The sequence below is a fragment of the Sphingomonas sp. TX0543 genome, from assembly GCF_048565505.1.
Taxonomy (GTDB): Bacteria; Pseudomonadota; Alphaproteobacteria; order Sphingomonadales; family Sphingomonadaceae; genus Sphingomonas.
In genome coordinates, this window is the sequence record NZ_JBLZUS010000002.1 from 176,806 (window position 1) to 193,711 (window position 16,906).

20 protein-coding genes and 1 pseudogene are annotated in these 16,906 nt (G+C 68.6%); 2 read left to right on the forward strand and 19 right to left on the reverse strand.

The features are described from left to right. Positions 1-21: 21 nt before the first annotated feature. From hslV to ACM61V_RS01300, 4 genes are all read right to left on the reverse strand, one after another. Entirely contained in the window at positions 22-567 is a 546-nt protein-coding gene (gene hslV, locus ACM61V_RS01285) for an ATP-dependent protease subunit HslV (RefSeq protein WP_137785557.1), read from the reverse strand. Positions 568-695: 128 nt separating this feature from the next. After that, complete coding sequence (locus ACM61V_RS01290) at positions 696-1,103, reverse strand: holin family protein (RefSeq protein WP_137785289.1); 408 nt, start codon at positions 1,101-1,103, stop codon at positions 696-698. Positions 1,104-1,120: 17 nt separating this feature from the next. After that, positions 1,121-1,660, reverse strand: coding sequence for a glycoside hydrolase family 108 protein (locus ACM61V_RS01295; RefSeq protein WP_137785290.1), 540 nt, complete (start codon positions 1,658-1,660; stop codon positions 1,121-1,123). 67 nt (positions 1,661-1,727) lie between these two features. Further along, positions 1,728-3,053 carry a dihydroorotase gene (locus ACM61V_RS01300; RefSeq protein WP_137785291.1) on the reverse strand — a complete coding sequence of 442 codons (1,326 nt, stop codon included), beginning with the start codon at positions 3,051-3,053 and terminating at the stop codon, positions 1,728-1,730. A 45-nt stretch (positions 3,054-3,098) separates the two neighbouring features. Between ACM61V_RS01300 and ACM61V_RS01305 the strand changes: the two genes are divergently transcribed. Continuing rightward, positions 3,099-3,812 (forward strand): YgfZ/GcvT domain-containing protein, encoded by a 714-nt coding sequence (locus ACM61V_RS01305; protein WP_137785292.1) that lies wholly within the window; start codon positions 3,099-3,101, stop codon positions 3,810-3,812. Here ACM61V_RS01305 and ACM61V_RS01310 read toward each other — a convergent pair. From ACM61V_RS01310 to ACM61V_RS01330, 5 genes and pseudogenes are all read right to left on the reverse strand, one after another. Then, positions 3,795-4,238, reverse strand: a complete 444-nt coding sequence (locus tag ACM61V_RS01310) for a VOC family protein (protein WP_419713753.1) — start codon at positions 4,236-4,238, stop codon at positions 3,795-3,797. The two genes, ACM61V_RS01305 and ACM61V_RS01310, sit on opposite strands and share 18 nt — an antisense overlap. A 2-nt stretch (positions 4,239-4,240) precedes the next feature. Continuing rightward, on the reverse strand, positions 4,241-5,542 hold the full coding sequence (locus tag ACM61V_RS01315; protein WP_137785294.1) for a UDP-glucose dehydrogenase family protein: 1,302 nt from the start codon (positions 5,540-5,542) through the stop codon (positions 4,241-4,243). A gap of 330 nt (positions 5,543-5,872) precedes the next feature. Continuing rightward, on the reverse strand, positions 5,873-6,991 hold the full coding sequence (locus ACM61V_RS01320) for an OmpA family protein (protein WP_137785295.1): 1,119 nt from the start codon (positions 6,989-6,991) through the stop codon (positions 5,873-5,875). A gap of 109 nt (positions 6,992-7,100) precedes the next feature. Further along, complete coding sequence (locus tag ACM61V_RS01325; RefSeq protein ID WP_137785296.1) at positions 7,101-7,604, reverse strand: DUF2793 domain-containing protein; 504 nt, start codon at positions 7,602-7,604, stop codon at positions 7,101-7,103. A 12-nt stretch (positions 7,605-7,616) separates the two neighbouring features. Continuing rightward, positions 7,617-9,751: pseudogene (locus ACM61V_RS01330) on the reverse strand (phage tail protein). A gap of 88 nt (positions 9,752-9,839) precedes the next feature. Between ACM61V_RS01330 and ACM61V_RS01335 the strand changes: the two are divergent. Continuing rightward, complete coding sequence (locus ACM61V_RS01335) at positions 9,840-10,157, forward strand: hypothetical protein (RefSeq protein ID WP_171007461.1); 318 nt, start codon at positions 9,840-9,842, stop codon at positions 10,155-10,157. On the opposite strand, the gene ACM61V_RS01340 is transcribed toward ACM61V_RS01335, so the two are convergent. The 10 genes from ACM61V_RS01340 to ACM61V_RS01385 form a co-directional block, all read right to left on the reverse strand. Next, positions 10,142-10,939, reverse strand: coding sequence for a DUF2163 domain-containing protein (locus ACM61V_RS01340; RefSeq protein WP_137785297.1), 798 nt, complete (start codon positions 10,937-10,939; stop codon positions 10,142-10,144). The two genes, ACM61V_RS01335 and ACM61V_RS01340, sit on opposite strands and share 16 nt — an antisense overlap. Before the next feature lies 1 nt (position 10,940). Further along, positions 10,941-13,193 carry a DUF2460 domain-containing protein gene (locus ACM61V_RS01345; RefSeq protein WP_419713754.1) on the reverse strand — a complete coding sequence of 751 codons (2,253 nt, stop codon included), beginning with the start codon at positions 13,191-13,193 and terminating at the stop codon, positions 10,941-10,943. Further along, on the reverse strand, positions 13,193-13,747 hold the full coding sequence (locus ACM61V_RS01350; protein ID WP_137785299.1) for a tail tape measure protein: 555 nt from the start codon (positions 13,745-13,747) through the stop codon (positions 13,193-13,195). Before ACM61V_RS01350 ends, ACM61V_RS01345 begins: the two co-directional genes overlap by 1 nt. After that, positions 13,740-13,937 (reverse strand): phage tail assembly chaperone, encoded by a 198-nt coding sequence (locus ACM61V_RS01355; protein ID WP_137785300.1) that lies wholly within the window; start codon positions 13,935-13,937, stop codon positions 13,740-13,742. The genes ACM61V_RS01350 and ACM61V_RS01355 overlap by 8 nt, the downstream gene beginning before the upstream one ends. Then, positions 13,934-14,248 (reverse strand): gene transfer agent family protein, encoded by a 315-nt coding sequence (locus tag ACM61V_RS01360; RefSeq protein ID WP_419713755.1) that lies wholly within the window; start codon positions 14,246-14,248, stop codon positions 13,934-13,936. The genes ACM61V_RS01355 and ACM61V_RS01360 overlap by 4 nt, the downstream gene beginning before the upstream one ends. Further along, entirely contained in the window at positions 14,245-14,652 is a 408-nt protein-coding gene (locus tag ACM61V_RS01365; RefSeq protein ID WP_137785302.1) for a phage tail tube protein, read from the reverse strand. The genes ACM61V_RS01360 and ACM61V_RS01365 overlap by 4 nt, the downstream gene beginning before the upstream one ends. Next, positions 14,652-15,044 carry a DUF3168 domain-containing protein gene (locus tag ACM61V_RS01370; RefSeq protein WP_137785303.1) on the reverse strand — a complete coding sequence of 131 codons (393 nt, stop codon included), beginning with the start codon at positions 15,042-15,044 and terminating at the stop codon, positions 14,652-14,654. Before ACM61V_RS01370 ends, ACM61V_RS01365 begins: the two co-directional genes overlap by 1 nt. Continuing rightward, entirely contained in the window at positions 15,041-15,229 is a 189-nt protein-coding gene (locus ACM61V_RS01375; protein ID WP_137785304.1) for a hypothetical protein, read from the reverse strand. The genes ACM61V_RS01370 and ACM61V_RS01375 overlap by 4 nt, the downstream gene beginning before the upstream one ends. Beyond that, on the reverse strand, positions 15,226-15,777 hold the full coding sequence (locus tag ACM61V_RS01380; RefSeq protein WP_137785305.1) for a head-tail connector protein: 552 nt from the start codon (positions 15,775-15,777) through the stop codon (positions 15,226-15,228). Before ACM61V_RS01380 ends, ACM61V_RS01375 begins: the two co-directional genes overlap by 4 nt. Positions 15,778-15,887: 110 nt before the next feature. Continuing rightward, on the reverse strand, positions 15,888-16,895 hold the full coding sequence (locus ACM61V_RS01385) for a phage major capsid protein (protein ID WP_137785306.1): 1,008 nt from the start codon (positions 16,893-16,895) through the stop codon (positions 15,888-15,890). Between the last annotated feature and the right edge of the window lie 11 nt (positions 16,896-16,906).

Here is a 16,906-nt window from a genome sequence, read left to right on the forward strand (position 1 = left end):
TCTTTCGTGAATCGGGAGAAATCAGGCGGCGCTGCCGAGCGTTTCGACGACCAGCCGATCGTTGGTGAACACGCACAGCTCGGCGGCGATCTTCATCGCCTTGCGCGCGGCGGTTTCCGCGTCCTGCTCATATTCCACCAGAGCGCGCGCCGCGGCCAGCGCATAGTTGCCGCCAGATCCGATCGCAGCAATGCCTTCCTCAGGCTCCAGCACGTCGCCGTTTCCGGTCAGGATCAGCGTCGCATCCTTGTCGGCGACGATCATCATCGCTTCGAGATTTCGAAGGTATTTGTCGGTGCGCCAGTCCTTCGCCAGTTCCACGGCGGCACGCATCAGATGGCCCTGATGCCGTTCCAGCTTGGCCTCCAGCCGCTCGAACAGAGTGAAGGCATCCGCGGTGGCGCCGGCGAACCCCGCGATCACCTTGCCGTCCGCGCCCAAGGTGCGAACCTTGCGCGCGTTTGGCTTCATCACCGTATTGCCCATCGATACCTGGCCGTCCCCGGCCACCACCACCTTGCCGCCGCGTCGGATCGACAGGATCGTCGTGCCATGCCACACGGGCATGCTGCTTTCGTTGCTCATGGGCCCGCATATGGTGCGGCGGCCGGAAGGCTGCAATCTCCTCGCCGGTCAGGCGTGGTCGATGGGGAGGCTAACGCCCGCGAACCACACGCGATCACGGCCGCGAATGCTCAGCGCCCCTTTGCCTTCCCCCATTCGCGCGCCACCGTATAGCCCAGATACCCGGTGCCGAACAAAGCATAGAGCGGTTCGGGTATGCCGCTGAGATAGGCATTCATCCCCTGCCCGATCGCGGTCGCCCAGCTCGGCCGGATCGCTGCGATCAATCCCATCGGGATCGACCACAGCAGCAGCGCGTACATCACATAGAGGAAGCTGGGGCGAGCGCGGCTGGTCCACGGATCGGCGGAATTCGCCTCTGCCAGCACCGCGGTCATCTGTGTCTTGATCCGTTCCAGCTCCTGTGTTCCGTCGAGCCGCAGCAGTTCCAGCTTGGCCGCTTCGCGCATTTTCGGATCCGGGATCAGCCGGTCGAGCAGGCCAGCCACCGGCGCGATAATCCCATCGAGCAATGCCATAATGTCTCTCCCGAACCTCAACCGAGCCGATTGGCGAGCCAGCCGTAAAGGAACGCTTCATTGGCCGGGCGGCTTTCCGCCAGCGCCATGTAGCGCGCGCCCTGCAGCGCCTCGAGCGCCTTCATGAGCACCTTTTCCCCCGCCGCGCCGCGCCGCGTGACGAACCCATCCAGCGCCGCCAGCGTGCGTGGGCCGATCACCCCGTCGACCGCGATATCCGGATAGTCGCTTGCGCCACGATTGAGCGCATTGAGCGCCCGCTGCAGAAAGCCAGTGGCCACCTTGGTCCCCATGTTGACCCCGGTGTCGAACATTTCGGCCGCAACCTGCGGCATTCGGCGTGCCACGCGATCATAACCCGGGTGTTGCCAGTAAAGCCGCCGGTAGATGGCCGCGGCCACAGATCGCGATAGCGCGCGCATGTCGCCGGAATAGCCGTTCGCGCGCGCGACCCGCTCGGTGATGCCCCAGCGGGTGGCGCCGCCACGATCCGCCGGATGATTCGCATAGCCGCCCTCGCGACCGATCACCTCATCGATCAGTTCGTCGATATCCATTTGCCGTCCCTCATATCGGAAAACGGCAAGCCATTTAACCCAATTGGTTCATGTAGGACAGAATGACTTAGCTGAAATCGACCGACTCAAAGCGGATCGGCGTGCCTTGCGGGCCTTCCCCGAGGCTGTCTTCCCACATCGCCACCGTCCCGCGGATGATCGTGCCGATCGCCTTGCCGGTAAGCTGCATCCCGGTGAACGGCGACCAGCCGCAGCGTGAGGCCAACCAGTTCTCCTCAACCGACCAGCGCTTTTTCAGATCGACGATGGTGAAATCGGCGTCATAGCCGGCCGCGATTCGCCCCTTGCCCTCGATGCCGAAGATACGCTGCGCGCCCGCGCTGGTCAGCTCGATCACACGCTGTAGGGTTAGCCGTCCGTGCACTGCATGATCGAGGAGCAGCGGCAACAACGTCTGCACGCCCGGCATGCCGCTGGGCGATCCGGGGTAGGGCGTGGATTTTTCCTCCAGTGTGTGCGGGGCGTGATCCGAACCGATCACATCCGGGACGCCCTGGTTCAGCCAGTGCCACAACCCGTCGCGATGCGCGCCCGATCGGATCGGCGGGTTCATCTGCGCCAGCGTGCCGAGGCGCGGATAGGCCTCCTCCCCCGCGAGCGTGAGATGCTGGGGCGTCACCTCGCACGAGGCGATATCCTTGTGCTGCGAAAGCAGCTCAAGCTCGGCGGGCGTCGTGACGTGGAGCACATGGATGCGCCGCCGCGCCGCCCGCGCCAGCTTCAGGATGCGGCGCGTGGCAAGGATCGCGCTTTCGTCATCACGCCATACCGGATGGCTGGAAGGATCGCCCGCGATGCGCTCATCGGCGCGCGCGTTCATGCGGTCTTCGTCCTCGGCGTGGATCGCGACGCGGCGATGGCCGGACGCCAGCACTTCCGCGAGCCGCGCGTCCTCACTCACCAGCAGATCGCCGGTCGAGGCGCCCATGAAGATCTTCACGCCCGCGGTCCCCGGCAGCCGTTCGAGTTCCGCCAGGTCTCGCGCGTTATGGTTGGTCGCGCCGACATAGAAAGCGTGGTCGCACCACATCCGCCCCTTGGCGCGGGCGAGCTTGTCCGCGATCGCTGCGGCGCTGTCGGTATTGGGCTTGGTGTTGGGCATCTCGAACACGCCGGTCACGCCGCCCATCACCGCCGCGACGCTGCCGCTGGCGAGGTCTTCCTTGTGCTCCAGCCCCGGCTCGCGGAAATGCACCTGTGTGTCTATGACGCCGGGCAGGATATCGAGCCCGGTGCAGTCGATCGTTCGGCCGGCATCGCCGCTCGCGCCGATCGCGGCGATCTTCCCGTCCCGCACGCCGACATTCGCCGCGATCGGGCCGCCGGGCGTATGAACGATCCCGTTCGCCAGCAGGAGATCAAAGGTTGCCATCGTTCAGCCCTTTCGTCGCGTGTCGCGCATCCCTAACTGGGCGGCATGAGCGATACCACCCCGACGATGCTGCCAGACCGCGCCGTGATCCGCATTTCCGGCGAGAATGCGCGTGATTTCCTGCAAGGGCTGGTGACGAATGACGTGTCGGGCGCGCTCCCCGTCTGGGCGGCGCTGCTGACCCCGCAGGGAAAGGCGTTGTTCGATTTCATCATCTGGGAGGACGGCGCCGATCTGCTGATCGATTGCGAGGCGACGCAGGCGGACGCGTTGGCACGCCGGCTGACGGTCTATCGCCTGCGCCGGGCGATCTCGATCACCCGCGATGAGACACTTGCGGTGCATTGGAGCGCGTCCAGCAATGAAGGCACGGCCGATCCCCGCCTGGCTGCGCTGGGCAATCGCTGGATTGCCGCGCCGGGCGCGCCGGCGGAGGGCTGGCTCGCGCACCGCCTTTCCTGCGGCGTGACGGAAGGCGTTGCCGAATTAGGCGACGGTACGACACTATGGCTGGAATGCAACGCGCGCGAGTTGAACGGCGTCAGCTTTGCCAAGGGATGCTATGTCGGGCAGGAAAACACGGCGCGCATGCATCATCGCGCCAAGGTCAACCGCCGCCTGATCGTCGCCCCGCTCGGCGACGCAAGCGAGCGGACGCGGATCCGCTATCCCGCGCTCGGGCTGATGGTCGAGCATCGCCGCGTCGAGGCACTGGGCGACGCGCTGGTTCCCGAGTGGCTGTCATCCGCGATCGCTTGACCGCCGATCCTCGTCATTAGGCCACAGCCCGGGCGTCGCCAGCTCGAGCACGTGACCATCCGGGTCTTCAAAATAGACGCTGGTGCCGCCACGTGGCCAGCGCATCTCGCCACGCATTACAACGCGATGATCCGAAAGATGCGCCCTCCACCGATCGAGTGCATCGGCCGGAATCGCAAACGCCATATGCAGTGGCCCATCGCCGTCATGGCCGGGAATCGTGCCGCTTTCGGTTGTGACGTCGCGCGTCGCGCCGCCGCACGGGAACAGCAGCAGCACCCCGCCGCGCCCAGCATCGAACGCCGTTAGCCGCGCGCTCTCGATCATGATACGCAGCCCGAGCGTATCCCGGAAGAACGCTGCCGATCGCACCATATCGGAAACATAGAGCGACGTTTCCAATAATCCCGCGATCGGCGGCGCCATTGCTATCGTCCGACCGCCGTATAAGCGAAGCCCGCCCGCTCGGCCTCGTCGCGATCATAGATATTGCGCAGATCGACAAGCGCCGCGCCCGCCATCATTGTGGCAAGCCGCTTGAGATCAAGCGCGCGGAATACATCCCATTCGGTAACGATTGCCACCGCATCCGCGCCCTCGGCCGCGTCATATGCATCTCTGCAATAGGTGATGTTCGGCATCACTGCCTTCGCGGTTTCTTCGCCCTCCGGGTCGAACGCACGGACATTGACGCCGGCATCAATGAGGCTTTGCACGATCGCGATCGACGGCGCGTCCCGCATATCATCGGTATTCGGTTTGAATGTCAGGCCGAGCACCGCGACCGTTTTGCCGCGCGGTTCCCCGCCAAGCGCCGCTAGCACCTTGCGCCCCATTGCGCGCTTGCGCGTGTCATTCACCTGAACGACTGCCTCGACGATCCGCACCGGGCTTTCGAAATCTTCCGCTGTCTTGAGCAGCGCCAGCGTATCTTTCGGGAAGCAAGAGCCGCCATAACCTGGGCCGGCGTGAAGGAACTTGCGCCCGATCCGGTTGTCCAGCCCAATCCCGCGCGCCACGTCCTGCACGTTCGCGCCGACTGCTTCGCACAGGTCGGCCATTTCGTTGATGAAGGTGATCTTCGTGGCGAGAAACGCGTTGGCGGCGTATTTGGTGAGTTCGGCTGTTCGCCGCCCGGTGAAGAGTATCGGGCTTTCACCCAGATACAGCGGGCGATACACTTCGCGCATCACCGCCTTGGCGCGTTCGTCATCGGTGCCTAGCACGATACGGTCCGGGCGTTTGAAATCACCGATCGCGGCGCCTTCACGCAGGAATTCCGGGTTTGAAACCACGGTGAAATCGCCGTCCGGGCGCGTTTCACGCAGGATATGCTCGACCCGGTCACCCGTGCCCACCGGCACGGTTGACTTGTTTACCACCACCAACGGCCCGGTCGCCGCGCGGGCAATCTCCTCGGCCGCGGCATAGACGTAGCTCAGATCCGCATGGCCATCACCGCGACGCGATGGCGTGCCGACCGCGATGAAGACAGCATCAGCTCCCGCGACCCCTGCCGCAAGGTCGGTCGTGAAAGCGAGCCGGCCGGCCGCGACGTTGGCCGCCACGAGTTGGTCGAGCCCGGGCTCGTAGATAGGCATCCGGCCCGCGAGCAGGGATTCGATCTTCTCCGCAGCCTTGTCGACACAGGTGACGCTGTGGCCGAAATCGGCGAAGCAGGCGCCGGATACCAATCCGACATAGCCTGAGCCGATCATCGTGATACGCATCTGAACTCCCTTCATCAGGCGTGTTGCCGACGCGGCTCTAAAGTCTTCACCGGCAAACACCACCTCTAACCGCACATCATCAGCCCGGTTGGCAACGTCGTCCGCTTGGCAGCCGATTGCCGCGATACGATGAAACGATGCGGTCAAAGCAGATCATGGCGACAGCTTGGCGTTGGCGGCAATACCCCCGCAAGCGCGTGATCCCGGTCGCGCCTGTGCAATCAACTGTAAACGGCTAGATCCCGCCGGCCGTGTTCCTGTCCAGCCGCACACAAAAAAAGGGAGGCCGGCAATGCCGACCTCCCGATTTTCTCTGTCTTGTGAAAGACCTTACTGACCCGAACCCGGGCCGTAGGTGATTTCCACGCGACGGTTCTGCACTTCGCGGACCCCATCGGCGGTCTGCACGCGCAGGTGCGTCTTGCCGAATGCCTGCGTCGCGATCACCCCATCCGGGATCGACTTCGACGTCAGGTAAGCCTTCACCGCATCTGCACGACGCTGCGAGAGGCCCATGTTGTACTTCGCCGAACCCGAGGTGTCGGTGAAGCCCGCGACCATAACCTGCGCGTTGCCGCAGCTCTGGTACTGCGTGACCGCGTTGTCGAGGATCGACGCTGCCTCTGGGGTAACGTCCGACTTGTCCCACTCGAAGAACACGATGAACGGACCCGGCGAGCACACCACTTCAGGCGGCGGCGGCGGCGGCGGGGGAGGCGGCGGGGGAGGCGGCGGCGGCGGCGGCGGCGGCGGCGGTGCAGCCGGCTCACCGAAGTTGTAGGTCAGACCGCCCAGGATGCTGTGCGACCGGAACCGCCCGTCGTAAGCCGAACCCGCGAGGTCGTTCAGCTTCACCTTGTCAGCGTTGAAGAAGCGATACTTCAGCGAGACATCGACATGGTCGGTCAGCGGCGCGCGAACGCCGGCCAGAGCCTGCCATGCGAAAACGGTGTCGGAATCGTCCAGCGGCGACCCTGCGGTGCCCAGGTCGATCCGGCTCTTCACGCGAGCGACACCGGCACCACCGCCGACGAAGCCCTGCAGGCCATCATCCGGGCCGAAGTCCAGAAGGCCGTTCAGCATGAAGCTGAGTGCGGTCGAGCGGCCACCGGCGCCATTGTAGGTTCCGGCTGCGAGCGTGCCACCCGCATAAGGAATACCGGCAGAAGCCTGATAGCTGTCCACGTTGGCCGTCCGGTAACCGACTTCGGCCTCGAGGCGGAAGCCGCCGAAGTCGTAACCGATCACGCCGTCAGCGTCCCAACCGTAATGATGGTTGACGGTGGACGTTCCGTTCAGCGCAGGCGTCGCGCTGGCGATGTTATAATTGATGTCTTCGACGAGCATCCCGCCGAAATCAGCCCCAACATACCACGCCTTGTCGCGCGCAAGCGCCGGCGAGGCAAGTGCGGTGGAGGCAAGTGCCACTACAACGGCAAGCTTCCGCATCATAATCCCCTTCTCAATGGTGTCACTACGGACAACGCAAACTCACTACCCAAGAGAAGGTTTCCACGCAAGCGCGCAAAAACCGGGCGTTGTTGCATAAAGGCAACAATTATACCTCGATTATCCCGTGTTCCCTGAGAGTTGCCAGAATCGTGTTCAGCGCGTCGCGCGCCTGTGCATCGATCACCACGCCGCCCGTCGGATCGGGAATGGCGGCCGCCTGCGGCCCGATCACCTGCTTGCCTTCGATCATCAGCCGCGCGCCGCGAATATCCCCGCTGCGCCAGCCGCCCGCCTCGTATCGGACGGGCAGACTGTCCGGTACGCTCCACACCGTCATTCCCGGCTGCGGTGTAAGGAACCGCCATCCGCCGCTCGTCCACGCCGCCAGTGCAGCGGCGTGTTCTGCCCACGCTCCCACCGGAGAGGGGCCGACGATCCAGCAGTCGCCCGGCACCGGATCGGCCGGCGGCGCGTTCACCGCCACCGCAAGCACAGACGCCTGCGTTGCGATGTCGAGCAGCGCCAGAGCCTCGTTGTGATCGTTTTCCTTCTGCGCCTGGCCCGGCTGCAACAATGGCAGCGCGAGACGTGGCGATCGTTCGTCGCTCATCATTCTCTCCGTTTAGAAACTGAAGATCGCCGCGGGGGAGATGCCATTCGTGCCGATCTGCGCGACAGAGATCGACACCGGCCCGGCCGCGCGCTCGGCGGCGGACACCAAAGCCGCGGCGACCTCTACCGTCATCGTCCGGGTCGGCAGCGTCGCCGGCGCGATCGTGACGCGATATTGTTCGCGCTCCTCGCCCAGCGGCGTTTCCGCGCCGTCACGCCAGCGCCAGCCGCTGCGCCCGCGCCGCCGCCATCGCACCAGCGCGCTGCCGTCCACCTGCGAGACGGCCTCGATGCGCACCGGCGACGGCGGCAGGATCGAGGCCCCGGTAAGCAGCACCTCCGCCTCGGCCGAGTCCGCGACAGCATCGGCCGCAACGCGGAGCGTCCGCCCCACCGATGCGGCTACCGAAACGGCGGCGACGGCATCCTGCTCGATCAGCACGAAGCGCTCGCCCGGCGTATGTGCAACAGCGCCCGTTCCGCGGCGCCCGCGCCACAATCCGCGAAGCAGCCATCGTCGCGGCGCGATCTGTGTCGCCGCCGCGAACTGAATCAGTTCGTCGCCGATCAGCGCCAGATTCGCGCCAAGATCCAGCGCACCCGCGCCCGCATCGCCCAGCGACATATCCTCATGCGCCAGATCGACGATGATCTCGTTGCGCTGGTCGATCAGCGCCACTGGCCCGGCCGGCACCGCGCCAACCGTCGTGCCAAGCGTCGCCGGCAACGCCGTGCCGCCGATCGCTATCCAGCTTGCCCCCGCGTCCAGGCTGTATCGCAATCCTGCCCGGCGCCACCCCGGGCCGGTTCCGGCCGCGGCGATCAGGATACGCGGTTCCGTCAGCAGCGCCTCGTCGAGCGCAGGCAATTCGAAAGCGTGCAGGATCGTAGCACCCGCCACCATGTCCGGCGCGCCGACCGATCGCCCGGGCGACGCGCGCGCCGGAAGCGTCGCCGCGCGCTCCGCGACCAGTTCGAGCGTCGTCGCCATCCCCTCCAGCGACGTGCCCGTCACCGCCACCGCCCGCTCTCGCCCCGGATCGTCACGCGGTCGCCCGGCGCGATCCCGATCGCACAGGTGTCGGTCGAAACCGTGCGCCCCACACGTTCCGTTTCAGCGCGGGCGAGTGTCGCCGTCGCAATCGCCTTCGCCGCCCCCGCGCCGATCGCGACGGGAGCATCGATGGTGTCGTGCCGGTTGCCCGCGCCGGGCCGCGTCGCGCGCTGGATCCCGGTCTGATAGTCGCGATCGGGATCATAATGCGCGACGGAAACCGATTGCGGCACCGCCTCGATCGGCCGGATCGAACGGGCGCGCGTCGATCGCTTCACGCCGTCATCGGCGATCATCAGCACCGGCCCGGAACCCGGCCCGCGCATCTCGGTCGCCGCGCCGACCTGCGCAAAGCGGCAGCCACCGATCCGCCCGAGCGTTTCCACCACTGCCCGCGCCGTATCGCCATAGCCGGAGAAGCCGTCGATAACGGTCGCGGCCCCCGCGTCCCGCACCACGCCATCGCTCATCGCCGCCGCGATTCCGCCGATCGTCACCGGCCCGGCATCCGCCTGCACCTCGAAGGTTAGCGAGGGGATGCGGTTCCCGAAATCCTCCAGCGCCATATCCTCGAACACCGCATAGGCGATGCCGCGATGCGCCGGAGTCAGCGCGCTCCCCTCCGCGCTCGCGATCAGCGGATCGGCCGGCTGGTCTTCCGCGCCGGGATGGAGCCGGAAGCGCGTCGCGGATTTCCAGTCCCCCGCCGCGCCGCGCAGCAGCTTGCCGTCAGCCCAGATTCGCCGCACGCCCAGGATCTGCCGCGCCGACAGCGCCACCGCGAACGAGGCCGTGTAGCTATAGGTTGTAACGCTCGGCCGCCCCTTCCCCCCGCCGCTGGTGGCGCGATGTTCCACCAGGTCAGTCGCCCAGATGACCGATCCCGCGACCCGCATCGTGCCGAACATCTTCGGAATCTGCGTGCCGTAGCTCGACGTCTGTACCGCCAGTTCGGTCAGCCGCGGGCCCTCGCGTCCCTTCGGCTTGAACAGGACGGTCCGATCGACCGTCTGCCCGATCAGCGCGCCTATCGCGCCGCCGATCGGCCCGCCGATCACTGTGCCCACCGCCGTCAGCACCAAAGTCGCCATCTTCTTCCCCTTCCAATCGCCACGCGCCGATCACCGGCCACGGCGGTGCACCCGGTCGCTCGACCACACGGCGCAGGCCCGCATCAGCGTGAACAAGGCCCGCGTCGGTGACGATGGCGAGATGCAGCCCGCCATCGGCGCAACACAGCAGCAGATCGCCCGGCGCATCGCCCGGGCAGGTCGCCAGCCCGGCAAGCATCGCGTCTTCCAGAGCCGCCGGGCCGGATCGCAACGCATAGCCGGCCGGCACCTGCCCTCGGTAGCCGCCGGCCCGCAGCGCCCAGCCCGCCACGCCGACGCAATCCAGCCCCAGCGCCGGATCGCGCCCGTGCGGCCGGAACCGCGCGCCGACCGTCGCTCGCGCCGCCGCGACGACGCGGTCCGCGCGCGTCATCCGCCCGGATAGCGCGTCAGCAGGTCGATCCCCGGCAGATACGGCTCGCCGCGAAAGTTCACCGCGTTGCCGAACCGCCCCGCGCAGGTGGCGAGCGTCTTGTCGCATCCCTCGCTCACCTCGATCAGCGCCCCCGCTTCCACCGCGAACGGCGGCAGGCTGCGCAGCGTCACCGTCGAGCCCGACGAGGCGGTCACAGCGCTTTCGAACCCGCTGTTCGCCCCGCCGAACCAGCGCAGCAGCCCCCCGCCATAGGCATCGGCCACCGGCTCCGCCCGATCGAGCGTCAGCATTTCGTCGCTCGCGGCGGTCACCCGTGCGAACCGCCGCCGCCCCGCCATCGCCACGCGGCAGCGCCGGTCGCCCAGCGCGGCGCGGCAATCGGGCGAGGTCGCCTCCGTCGCGGGGCGATCGAGCGCCGCGGCTGCCCCGCGCAACTCGGCGGTGAACGCCTCGCCACCCAGCTCCACCGCCCCGATCGTCCCTTCGCCGAGCGGCACCGCATCGCCTCGTGCCACCCGATCGACCGCGAAGATCGCCACGCGCGCGCCGTCCCAGCGGCCCGCGATCAGGTCACGCTCGGTGATCGCCGCGCTGGAAAGCGAACCCTTCGCGTCCATCGTCGCGGGATCGAGGCCGTCTCCGCGCACGATCGCCGACGGGGTCATGCCCGGCGCCGCGCGATAGGCCATGCCGTCGATCTCCAGGTCGCGATCGTGATCGGTCAGCCCGATCGCCACGCCGTCGCGCCGCTCGATCCGCCAGCAGATCGCAAGATGCGTCACCCGGTCCATCTCACGCCTCCCGGATCTCGATCAGCGGCACCGACGGCGCGGCGCCCGCAAGAAACGTCGAGCGCGTCACGCTCAGCCGGTCCTCCGCGAAACGCACCGGCACGTCGAACGCGAAGGAGGCGGTGATCGCAACGCCCTCGGCCGGCGCCGCATCCAGCACGATATCCCCGCCCTCCAGCGCGAACGCCGCCGTCGCCACCCCACCGACCCTGACCGATACGCTCCCCGCGACCGGCCGCGTTATCCGTCGCACCGTGGCGCCATAATGCTTCACCAGCGCGAACCGCCGCGTAACGCCGTCCCCGGTCCCGATCGCCTCGTCGCCCGCCGCCGCGTCGAACGGATCGCGCAGGCGGAAGCCGCGCGCCGATCCGCCGCGTGCGCGGAAGAAATCGAGCAGCACGCGAATGTCCGCCTCGCTTCTCACCCCCGGCCCGACATCGTAGCGCGTGCGCGCCTGCTCCCACGCCACGTTGCGGGTCTCGCTACCGCCCGCGCTCGTCACGATCGTGGTGGAGAATTCCGGCGCCACTTCCGCCTCGCGGCCCAGCGCGAGCGGGAACAGCACGTCATCGAACGCGGTCACATCATCCTCCTCATCCCAGTGCACCAGGCCGTCGCGCATCACCTGCGGCAGCGCCCAGAGATACGCGCGCCGCGCGCCGCGCCGCAGCGCCGCATCGGCGGCCGCGTCGATCAGCCGCCATTGCGCGGCATCCTCCGTCTTCAGCACGAAGCCAGCGAGATATTCCTGCCGTTCGGGCGGATAGCCCAGCCGCGTGAGCGCCGCTTGCGCGCCTTCCCGCGAGGCCGCGGTATCGCCCGCCGTCACCCAGTCGTAATCCTCAAGCTGGAGCACGTCGAAGGCCGGCGCGGCCCAGCCCGTTGGCAGGTTCGCGCGCTTCGCATGGGGCGCGGCGGCATCCAGCACCGTCGGCAGATAGGCGAGCAGATATGTCTCGCACCCCGCGGCCACTTCCCGCGCCGCCGCGCACAGCGCCGCCGTGGACGTCGCCAGCGCCGCCCCGGCAGCGTCCAGCGTCGCGATCTCCGCCGCGCTCTTTGCGCCCCGGATCGATGCGATCGGCACCGGCGCGAACGCCGCAACGGCGCTGGCATCGTAGAGGCATGGCCGCCCGTCCGGCATCGTCCACCACCACGGCTCGCCGACCTGGAATTTCCCCGCCAGCCCTGCCGCCGTGCCGATCGCCACGAACGCCGCCGCCACCGCGCGCAGATAGGCCATCGCCCCCTCATGCGTGGGCGACAGGAGGGTGGACGGCGGCGACCATCCGGTCAGCGCGGGCGCGCCATCCGCCGCGCGCTGCTTCCACGCCTCCGGGCAATGCGCGTCGAACAGTTCGTAGCTCAACGACCAGATCAGGTCGTAGCCAAGCTCCTTCGCCCGCCGCGCGAAATCGCGGTGCCACGCGGCGCACGCCACGTTGAGCGCCCCGCCGCCAAGGCTCGCCACGCCGCCCGAGAGCCGGAAATAATGGCTCATCCCGACGTAATGAACGATCGCTCCGCGATACCCGAGATACAGCGCGTTTCGCAGCAGCCGCGCGGGCGTCAGATTATAGCTGTCGTCATAGCCGCTCGCGATGCCGAGCCGGTGCTCGGGTACGACCGCCTCGCCGATCGCGATCACCGCGCCGGCGCCGTCGCAGCGGATCTCGCTGATCTCGGCCCAGCCCTCGGCCGGTGCGGCGAGCGGCGCATCCGCCTCGGTATAGCCCGGCGGCACGAGCGAGAAGAACATCCGGTCCACGTCGCCCGCCCACACCGGATCCGCCTCTGCAGGCAGCATGAAGCCGCCTTTCAGATCGGCGAAGTCGATCGTGACGCGCGCGTCCTCGGGCGCGCCCTGCGCGTAGTTCCACAGTCGCACGTACCAGGAACGCGCCTGCCCCGCCGCGTCGCGCCCCTCGATCGTCAGCACCGGGCCGTTGATCGCGTCGAGCGCGCGGACGCCGCCGGATCGCCAGCGGAACGACAGCCGGCAGGCGCGGAAATCGCGCGCCGTCTCATATTTCAGCAATGGGTGATCGTGGCGGTCCTCCGCGTCCCAGATCAGCCCGGCGAGATCGTTCTGGCGATAGAAGGCGCAATCGACGCGCAGCGCATCCGGCGCGATGGTCGTCACCGCCGCCATCATCGGGCGCGGGAAGTTCACCGTCCAGAAACGCGGATCGAAGCGCGATATCGTGCCCGTCGTCTGATGCCGCCGTTCGCGGCAGAGCCAGTGCGCCATCAGTCCCCCGCCCCCTCGAGCGCGGCGCGCACCGCGCGCGCCACCTGCCGGCTGGACCGCGCGAGCACGCCCGGCGCGGTATCGGCGGCGGCGTTGATCGTGATCGCCACCCGCACGTCGCGCCCGCCGCCGCCCGTTGCCGCTGGCGCGATCGATCCGCTCGCCGTCGGCACGAACAGTTCCGGCCCGCGCTCGCCCACCCAATAGGCGCGCGCGGGCGATACCGGCCCGCCGGTCGCGCGGCCGGGCAATCCCAGCAGGCTCGTCAGGCCGCCGAGCAGCCCCGCCCCGCCGGTGATCTGCCCGATGCCCGCGCGCAGCGCCGAAGACGCGATCTCGGTCATCGCGGACATCGCCACCGTCTTGAGATCATCGAAACCCAGCTTGCCGCTGCGCACCGCGCGCAGCAGCGTGTTCTCGATCGCGCGCCCGGCGCGATCGGCGCCGCTCGCCAGCGGCCCTTCCAGTTCGCCCCGCATCGCGCCCACGTCGCGCGCGAAGCCGGCGGTGTCGGCGCGCACGCTCACCACCAGCCGTTCGATTTCCTCATCCATCGGGAAACATCTCCCTCAATCGTGCGATCGCGCCGGCATCGGGCGGATCGCCGCCCGCCGCCTCGCCGGTCATCGCGCCAACCAGCACGCCCAGCTCCGCCGGGGTTGCGCGCCAGAATGTATCCGGGGACCAGCCGAACGCCGCCCCCGCCAGCCCGGCGAGCCGGGCGGCGCTGTCGCGGAACGTCATTTTCCCGCCAGGATCTGGCCGAGCAGCAGCTTCAGCACCGGCGTCGCCGCTGCCAGCCCGCCCGCCGTCACCGCCTCGCCCAGCCGCTCGCGGGTCAGCCCCTCGGGCCGCCCGCGCAGGCAGTGCCAGAACAGCGCGACGATCTCTCCCAGCGTCAGCCTGCCCGCCACGGCGCGCTCCACCAGCGCGAACAGCGGCCCCAGTTCCTGCTCCGCCGCCACCAGCGCCGCGAAGCTCGGGCGCAGCGCCAGCATCTCGCCCGCCACACGGATCGCCGCCTCGCCGCGCGCGGGATTTGCCGGCGCGCTCATGCCGCCACCACCGCGCCGGAGCTTTCCAGATTCAGCGTGTACGATCGCTCGCCGTTGAAATCGCCGGCATAGTCCAGCCGCGTCACGAGGAACCGGCCGGTCATCGTCTCCCCGCCCTCGAACGTCAGGCGATAATCGTCGATCAGCCCGGCCAGCGCATTGGCCTTTACCCGCGCCTCCGCCGCCGATCCGGTGAACACCCCCGCCGCCGACACGCTGACGCTGCGCACCCCCGCGCCGGACAGCAGCTCGCGCCACCCGCCCGAGCCCTTGTTGGTAACGACCACCGCGTCGCCGTTGATGTTCATCTGCGTCGTGCGCATCCCCGCGACCGTCTGCCACGCGACCGGGCTGCCCCCGTCGCCGACCTTGAGCAGGAACGCGCTCCCTTTCTCCACCGCCATCACACACTCTCCCGATAGATCCGTACCGTGAACTCGCTCGTCGCGGCCCAGCGATCGTCGCCCGCCCGCGCGATCCGGCTCCGCACCAGGCGCGCCGAAACGCAGCGCCAGCCATCGCCCATGTCTGGCGGCATCGCCTCCACCGCTTCCTCGATCGTGCCCGCCACTTCGCGCAGCCACGCCGGCCGCTCGCCGCGATCGAATGCCGAGACGACCAGCCGCCCCTCGCGTCCGCGCCAGTCCTTCGTGCTCCAGTCGATCAGCAGCGGCGGATCGACCACCACGTAGCGCGGCGCCGCGCGCACCGGCGGCGCATCGAACACCGCCACCGCGCCCAGCGCCGTGCGCAGCGCCGTCACCGCCGCCGCCTGCACCGCCTGTTGCCCGCTCATCGCCCCAGCCCTCCCGGCCAGCGCAGGCGGGAGAGCACGCCGCGCCCGGTGATCGTCACGGTCGCGCCCTCGCGCGCCACCCGCACGCCCGGCAGCGCCGCGCCCGCCGCCGCCGCCACCCGCGCCGCGACCACCAGCGCGCGCGCCTTGCCGATGCGCGCCGCGATCTCGCCGGCGCGCGTCATGCCCGTCGCTCCGTCGTCAGCCGCAGCCGCCGGTACGGCCGCCACAGCGCCGCCACCGCCGCCGGCGGCTGGGTGGCGCGCCCGCGATCCTCGAACAGGTGCGCGATCAGCGCGACCACGCCCTGCGCGATCGGCGCGGGCAAGGCCGCCCAGTCCGTCGCCACCCCGGCGGTGTAGTTCACCGCGATCCGCCGCGCATTGCCCGGCGCGCTCACGCGTATCCAGCCACGGCCGTCGCCATCGATATCGATCGCATGGCCCGCCGTCGGCAGCGCGAACGGCGCGCCTTCCTCCGGCAGGCCGGTGATCTGCGCGATCGCGTTCACCGGCGCTTCCGCCAGCATCCGCCAGTCCGCCGACACCGGCAGCACCTCGTCCACCGCGCGGCGGATCAGCAACGTGCCGGTGAATGCCTCGCCGAGCAGGATGGCGCTCGCCGCCAGTTGTTCCAGCAAGGCCTGTTCGCCCACGCCGGAATCGCGCAGGAATTCGCGCGCCGCCGCCACCGCCGCCTGCGCCGCGGCGGCCGGAACCGGGGCGGCGCTCATCGGCCGGCCCGGCGCATCGCGCCGGTCGTTCTTGTCGTCACCATGTCATTCTCCCTGATCCGACGCCGCTTGCCGGGCGACGCATGCGCGTCACCCGGCCCGTCCCCGGCTCAGGCGGCGGCGAACTTCATCAGCTTGATCGCCTCGCTGTTCGACACGCATCCGCCGATCCGCTTCGTCGCGTAGAAGCTGACGAACGGCTTGTTGCTGTACGGATCGCGCAGGATCGCCGTTTCGCTGCGTTCCGCGATCAGATAGCCCGCCTTGAAATTGCCGAACGCGATGGACAGCGAATTGGCGGCGATATCGGGCATGTCCTCCGCCTCGATCACCGGATAGCCGAGCAGCGTCGCCGGCTGGCCCTGCGCCAGGCTCGGCTGCCACACGAACGCGCCGTCGCTCGTCTTGAACTTGCGGATGCGCGCCAGCGTGGCGGCATTCATCACGAACACCGCGCCCTGCCGATATGGCGCGCGCAGGCTCTGGACGAGATCGACGAGCCGCTCCTGCGGATTCGCGGAGAAATCCCCCGCCGCGCCCGCCGGCAGATATTGCAGCGTGCCGAACGCCCGCGCGCCGTCGCCGGTCGCGGCCGTCGGGGACTGGAGGAAGCCCTTGGGCCGATTCGTGCCGTTGCCGCTGACGAAGGCCGCGCCCTCCGCCTTCGCGAATTCGGTCGCGATCTCTCCGGCGAGCCATTCCTCCACGTCGAACTGCGCATCGTCGAGCATCGCCTGCGTCGCGGTGGGGTTGGCATAAAGCTCGCCCATCGGCGGCGCGATCTCCACGAAGTTCGGGCTGGCGGTTTCGGGCCGCGCGCCATTCTCCGCCGACCAGCCCGAAGGCGTGCCGCCGGTCGTCACCAGCTTGCGATACCCGGCCGATCCCACCGCCACCACGTTCGCGATCGCGCGGATCGGCGAGGCGGCCTTCAGCGTCGCGTCGATCACCACGTCGATCTCACGCGGCACGGCATAGCCGCCGCTATCGCCGGAAACGCCGCTGAACGCCTTCATCTCCATCGTCGCGCCGCTGCGCACATAGCCTGCGAACACGCGGCTTCCCGCTTTCGCCGCCGCACCTTCCAGCACCGGCCGCGCCATCACCATCTCACCCATGCACACCTCCG

What these genes read in the sequence shown, in the direction of transcription:
- ACM61V_RS01385 (WP_137785306.1), bottom strand. Translation starts at nt 16,895, where the DNA reads ATGGGTGAGATGGTGATGGCGCGGCCGGTGCTGGAAGGTGCGGCGGCG.
- ACM61V_RS01310 (WP_419713753.1), bottom strand. Translation starts at nt 4,238, where the DNA reads ATGGCGCCGCCGATCGCGGGATTATTGGAAACGTCGCTCTATGTTTCC.
- ACM61V_RS01380 (WP_137785305.1), bottom strand. Translation starts at nt 15,777, where the DNA reads ATGAGCGCCGCCCCGGTTCCGGCCGCCGCGGCGCAGGCGGCGGTGGCG.
- ACM61V_RS01375 (WP_137785304.1), bottom strand. Translation starts at nt 15,229, where the DNA reads ATGACGCGCGCCGGCGAGATCGCGGCGCGCATCGGCAAGGCGCGCGCG.
- ACM61V_RS01350 (WP_137785299.1), bottom strand. Translation starts at nt 13,747, where the DNA reads ATGGATGAGGAAATCGAACGGCTGGTGGTGAGCGTGCGCGCCGACACC.
- ACM61V_RS01355 (WP_137785300.1), bottom strand. Translation starts at nt 13,937, where the DNA reads ATGACGTTCCGCGACAGCGCCGCCCGGCTCGCCGGGCTGGCGGGGGCG.
- ACM61V_RS01295 (WP_137785290.1), bottom strand. Translation starts at nt 1,660, where the DNA reads ATGGATATCGACGAACTGATCGATGAGGTGATCGGTCGCGAGGGCGGC.
- ACM61V_RS01290 (WP_137785289.1), bottom strand. Translation starts at nt 1,103, where the DNA reads ATGGCATTGCTCGATGGGATTATCGCGCCGGTGGCTGGCCTGCTCGAC.
- ACM61V_RS01320 (WP_137785295.1), bottom strand. Translation starts at nt 6,991, where the DNA reads ATGCGGAAGCTTGCCGTTGTAGTGGCACTTGCCTCCACCGCACTTGCC.
- ACM61V_RS01370 (WP_137785303.1), bottom strand. Translation starts at nt 15,044, where the DNA reads ATGAGCGGGCAACAGGCGGTGCAGGCGGCGGCGGTGACGGCGCTGCGC.
- ACM61V_RS01300 (WP_137785291.1), bottom strand. Translation starts at nt 3,053, where the DNA reads ATGGCAACCTTTGATCTCCTGCTGGCGAACGGGATCGTTCATACGCCC.
- ACM61V_RS01325 (WP_137785296.1), bottom strand. Translation starts at nt 7,604, where the DNA reads ATGAGCGACGAACGATCGCCACGTCTCGCGCTGCCATTGTTGCAGCCG.
- ACM61V_RS01365 (WP_137785302.1), bottom strand. Translation starts at nt 14,652, where the DNA reads ATGGCGGTGGAGAAAGGGAGCGCGTTCCTGCTCAAGGTCGGCGACGGG.
- ACM61V_RS01315 (WP_137785294.1), bottom strand. Translation starts at nt 5,542, where the DNA reads ATGCGTATCACGATGATCGGCTCAGGCTATGTCGGATTGGTATCCGGC.
- hslV (WP_137785557.1), bottom strand. Translation starts at nt 567, where the DNA reads ATGCCCGTGTGGCATGGCACGACGATCCTGTCGATCCGACGCGGCGGC.
- ACM61V_RS01305 (WP_137785292.1), top strand. Translation starts at nt 3,099, where the DNA reads ATGAGCGATACCACCCCGACGATGCTGCCAGACCGCGCCGTGATCCGC.
- ACM61V_RS01345 (WP_419713754.1), bottom strand. Translation starts at nt 13,193, where the DNA reads ATGGCGCACTGGCTCTGCCGCGAACGGCGGCATCAGACGACGGGCACG.
- ACM61V_RS01340 (WP_137785297.1), bottom strand. Translation starts at nt 10,939, where the DNA reads ATGGACCGGGTGACGCATCTTGCGATCTGCTGGCGGATCGAGCGGCGC.
- ACM61V_RS01360 (WP_419713755.1), bottom strand. Translation starts at nt 14,248, where the DNA reads ATGAGCGCGCCGGCAAATCCCGCGCGCGGCGAGGCGGCGATCCGTGTG.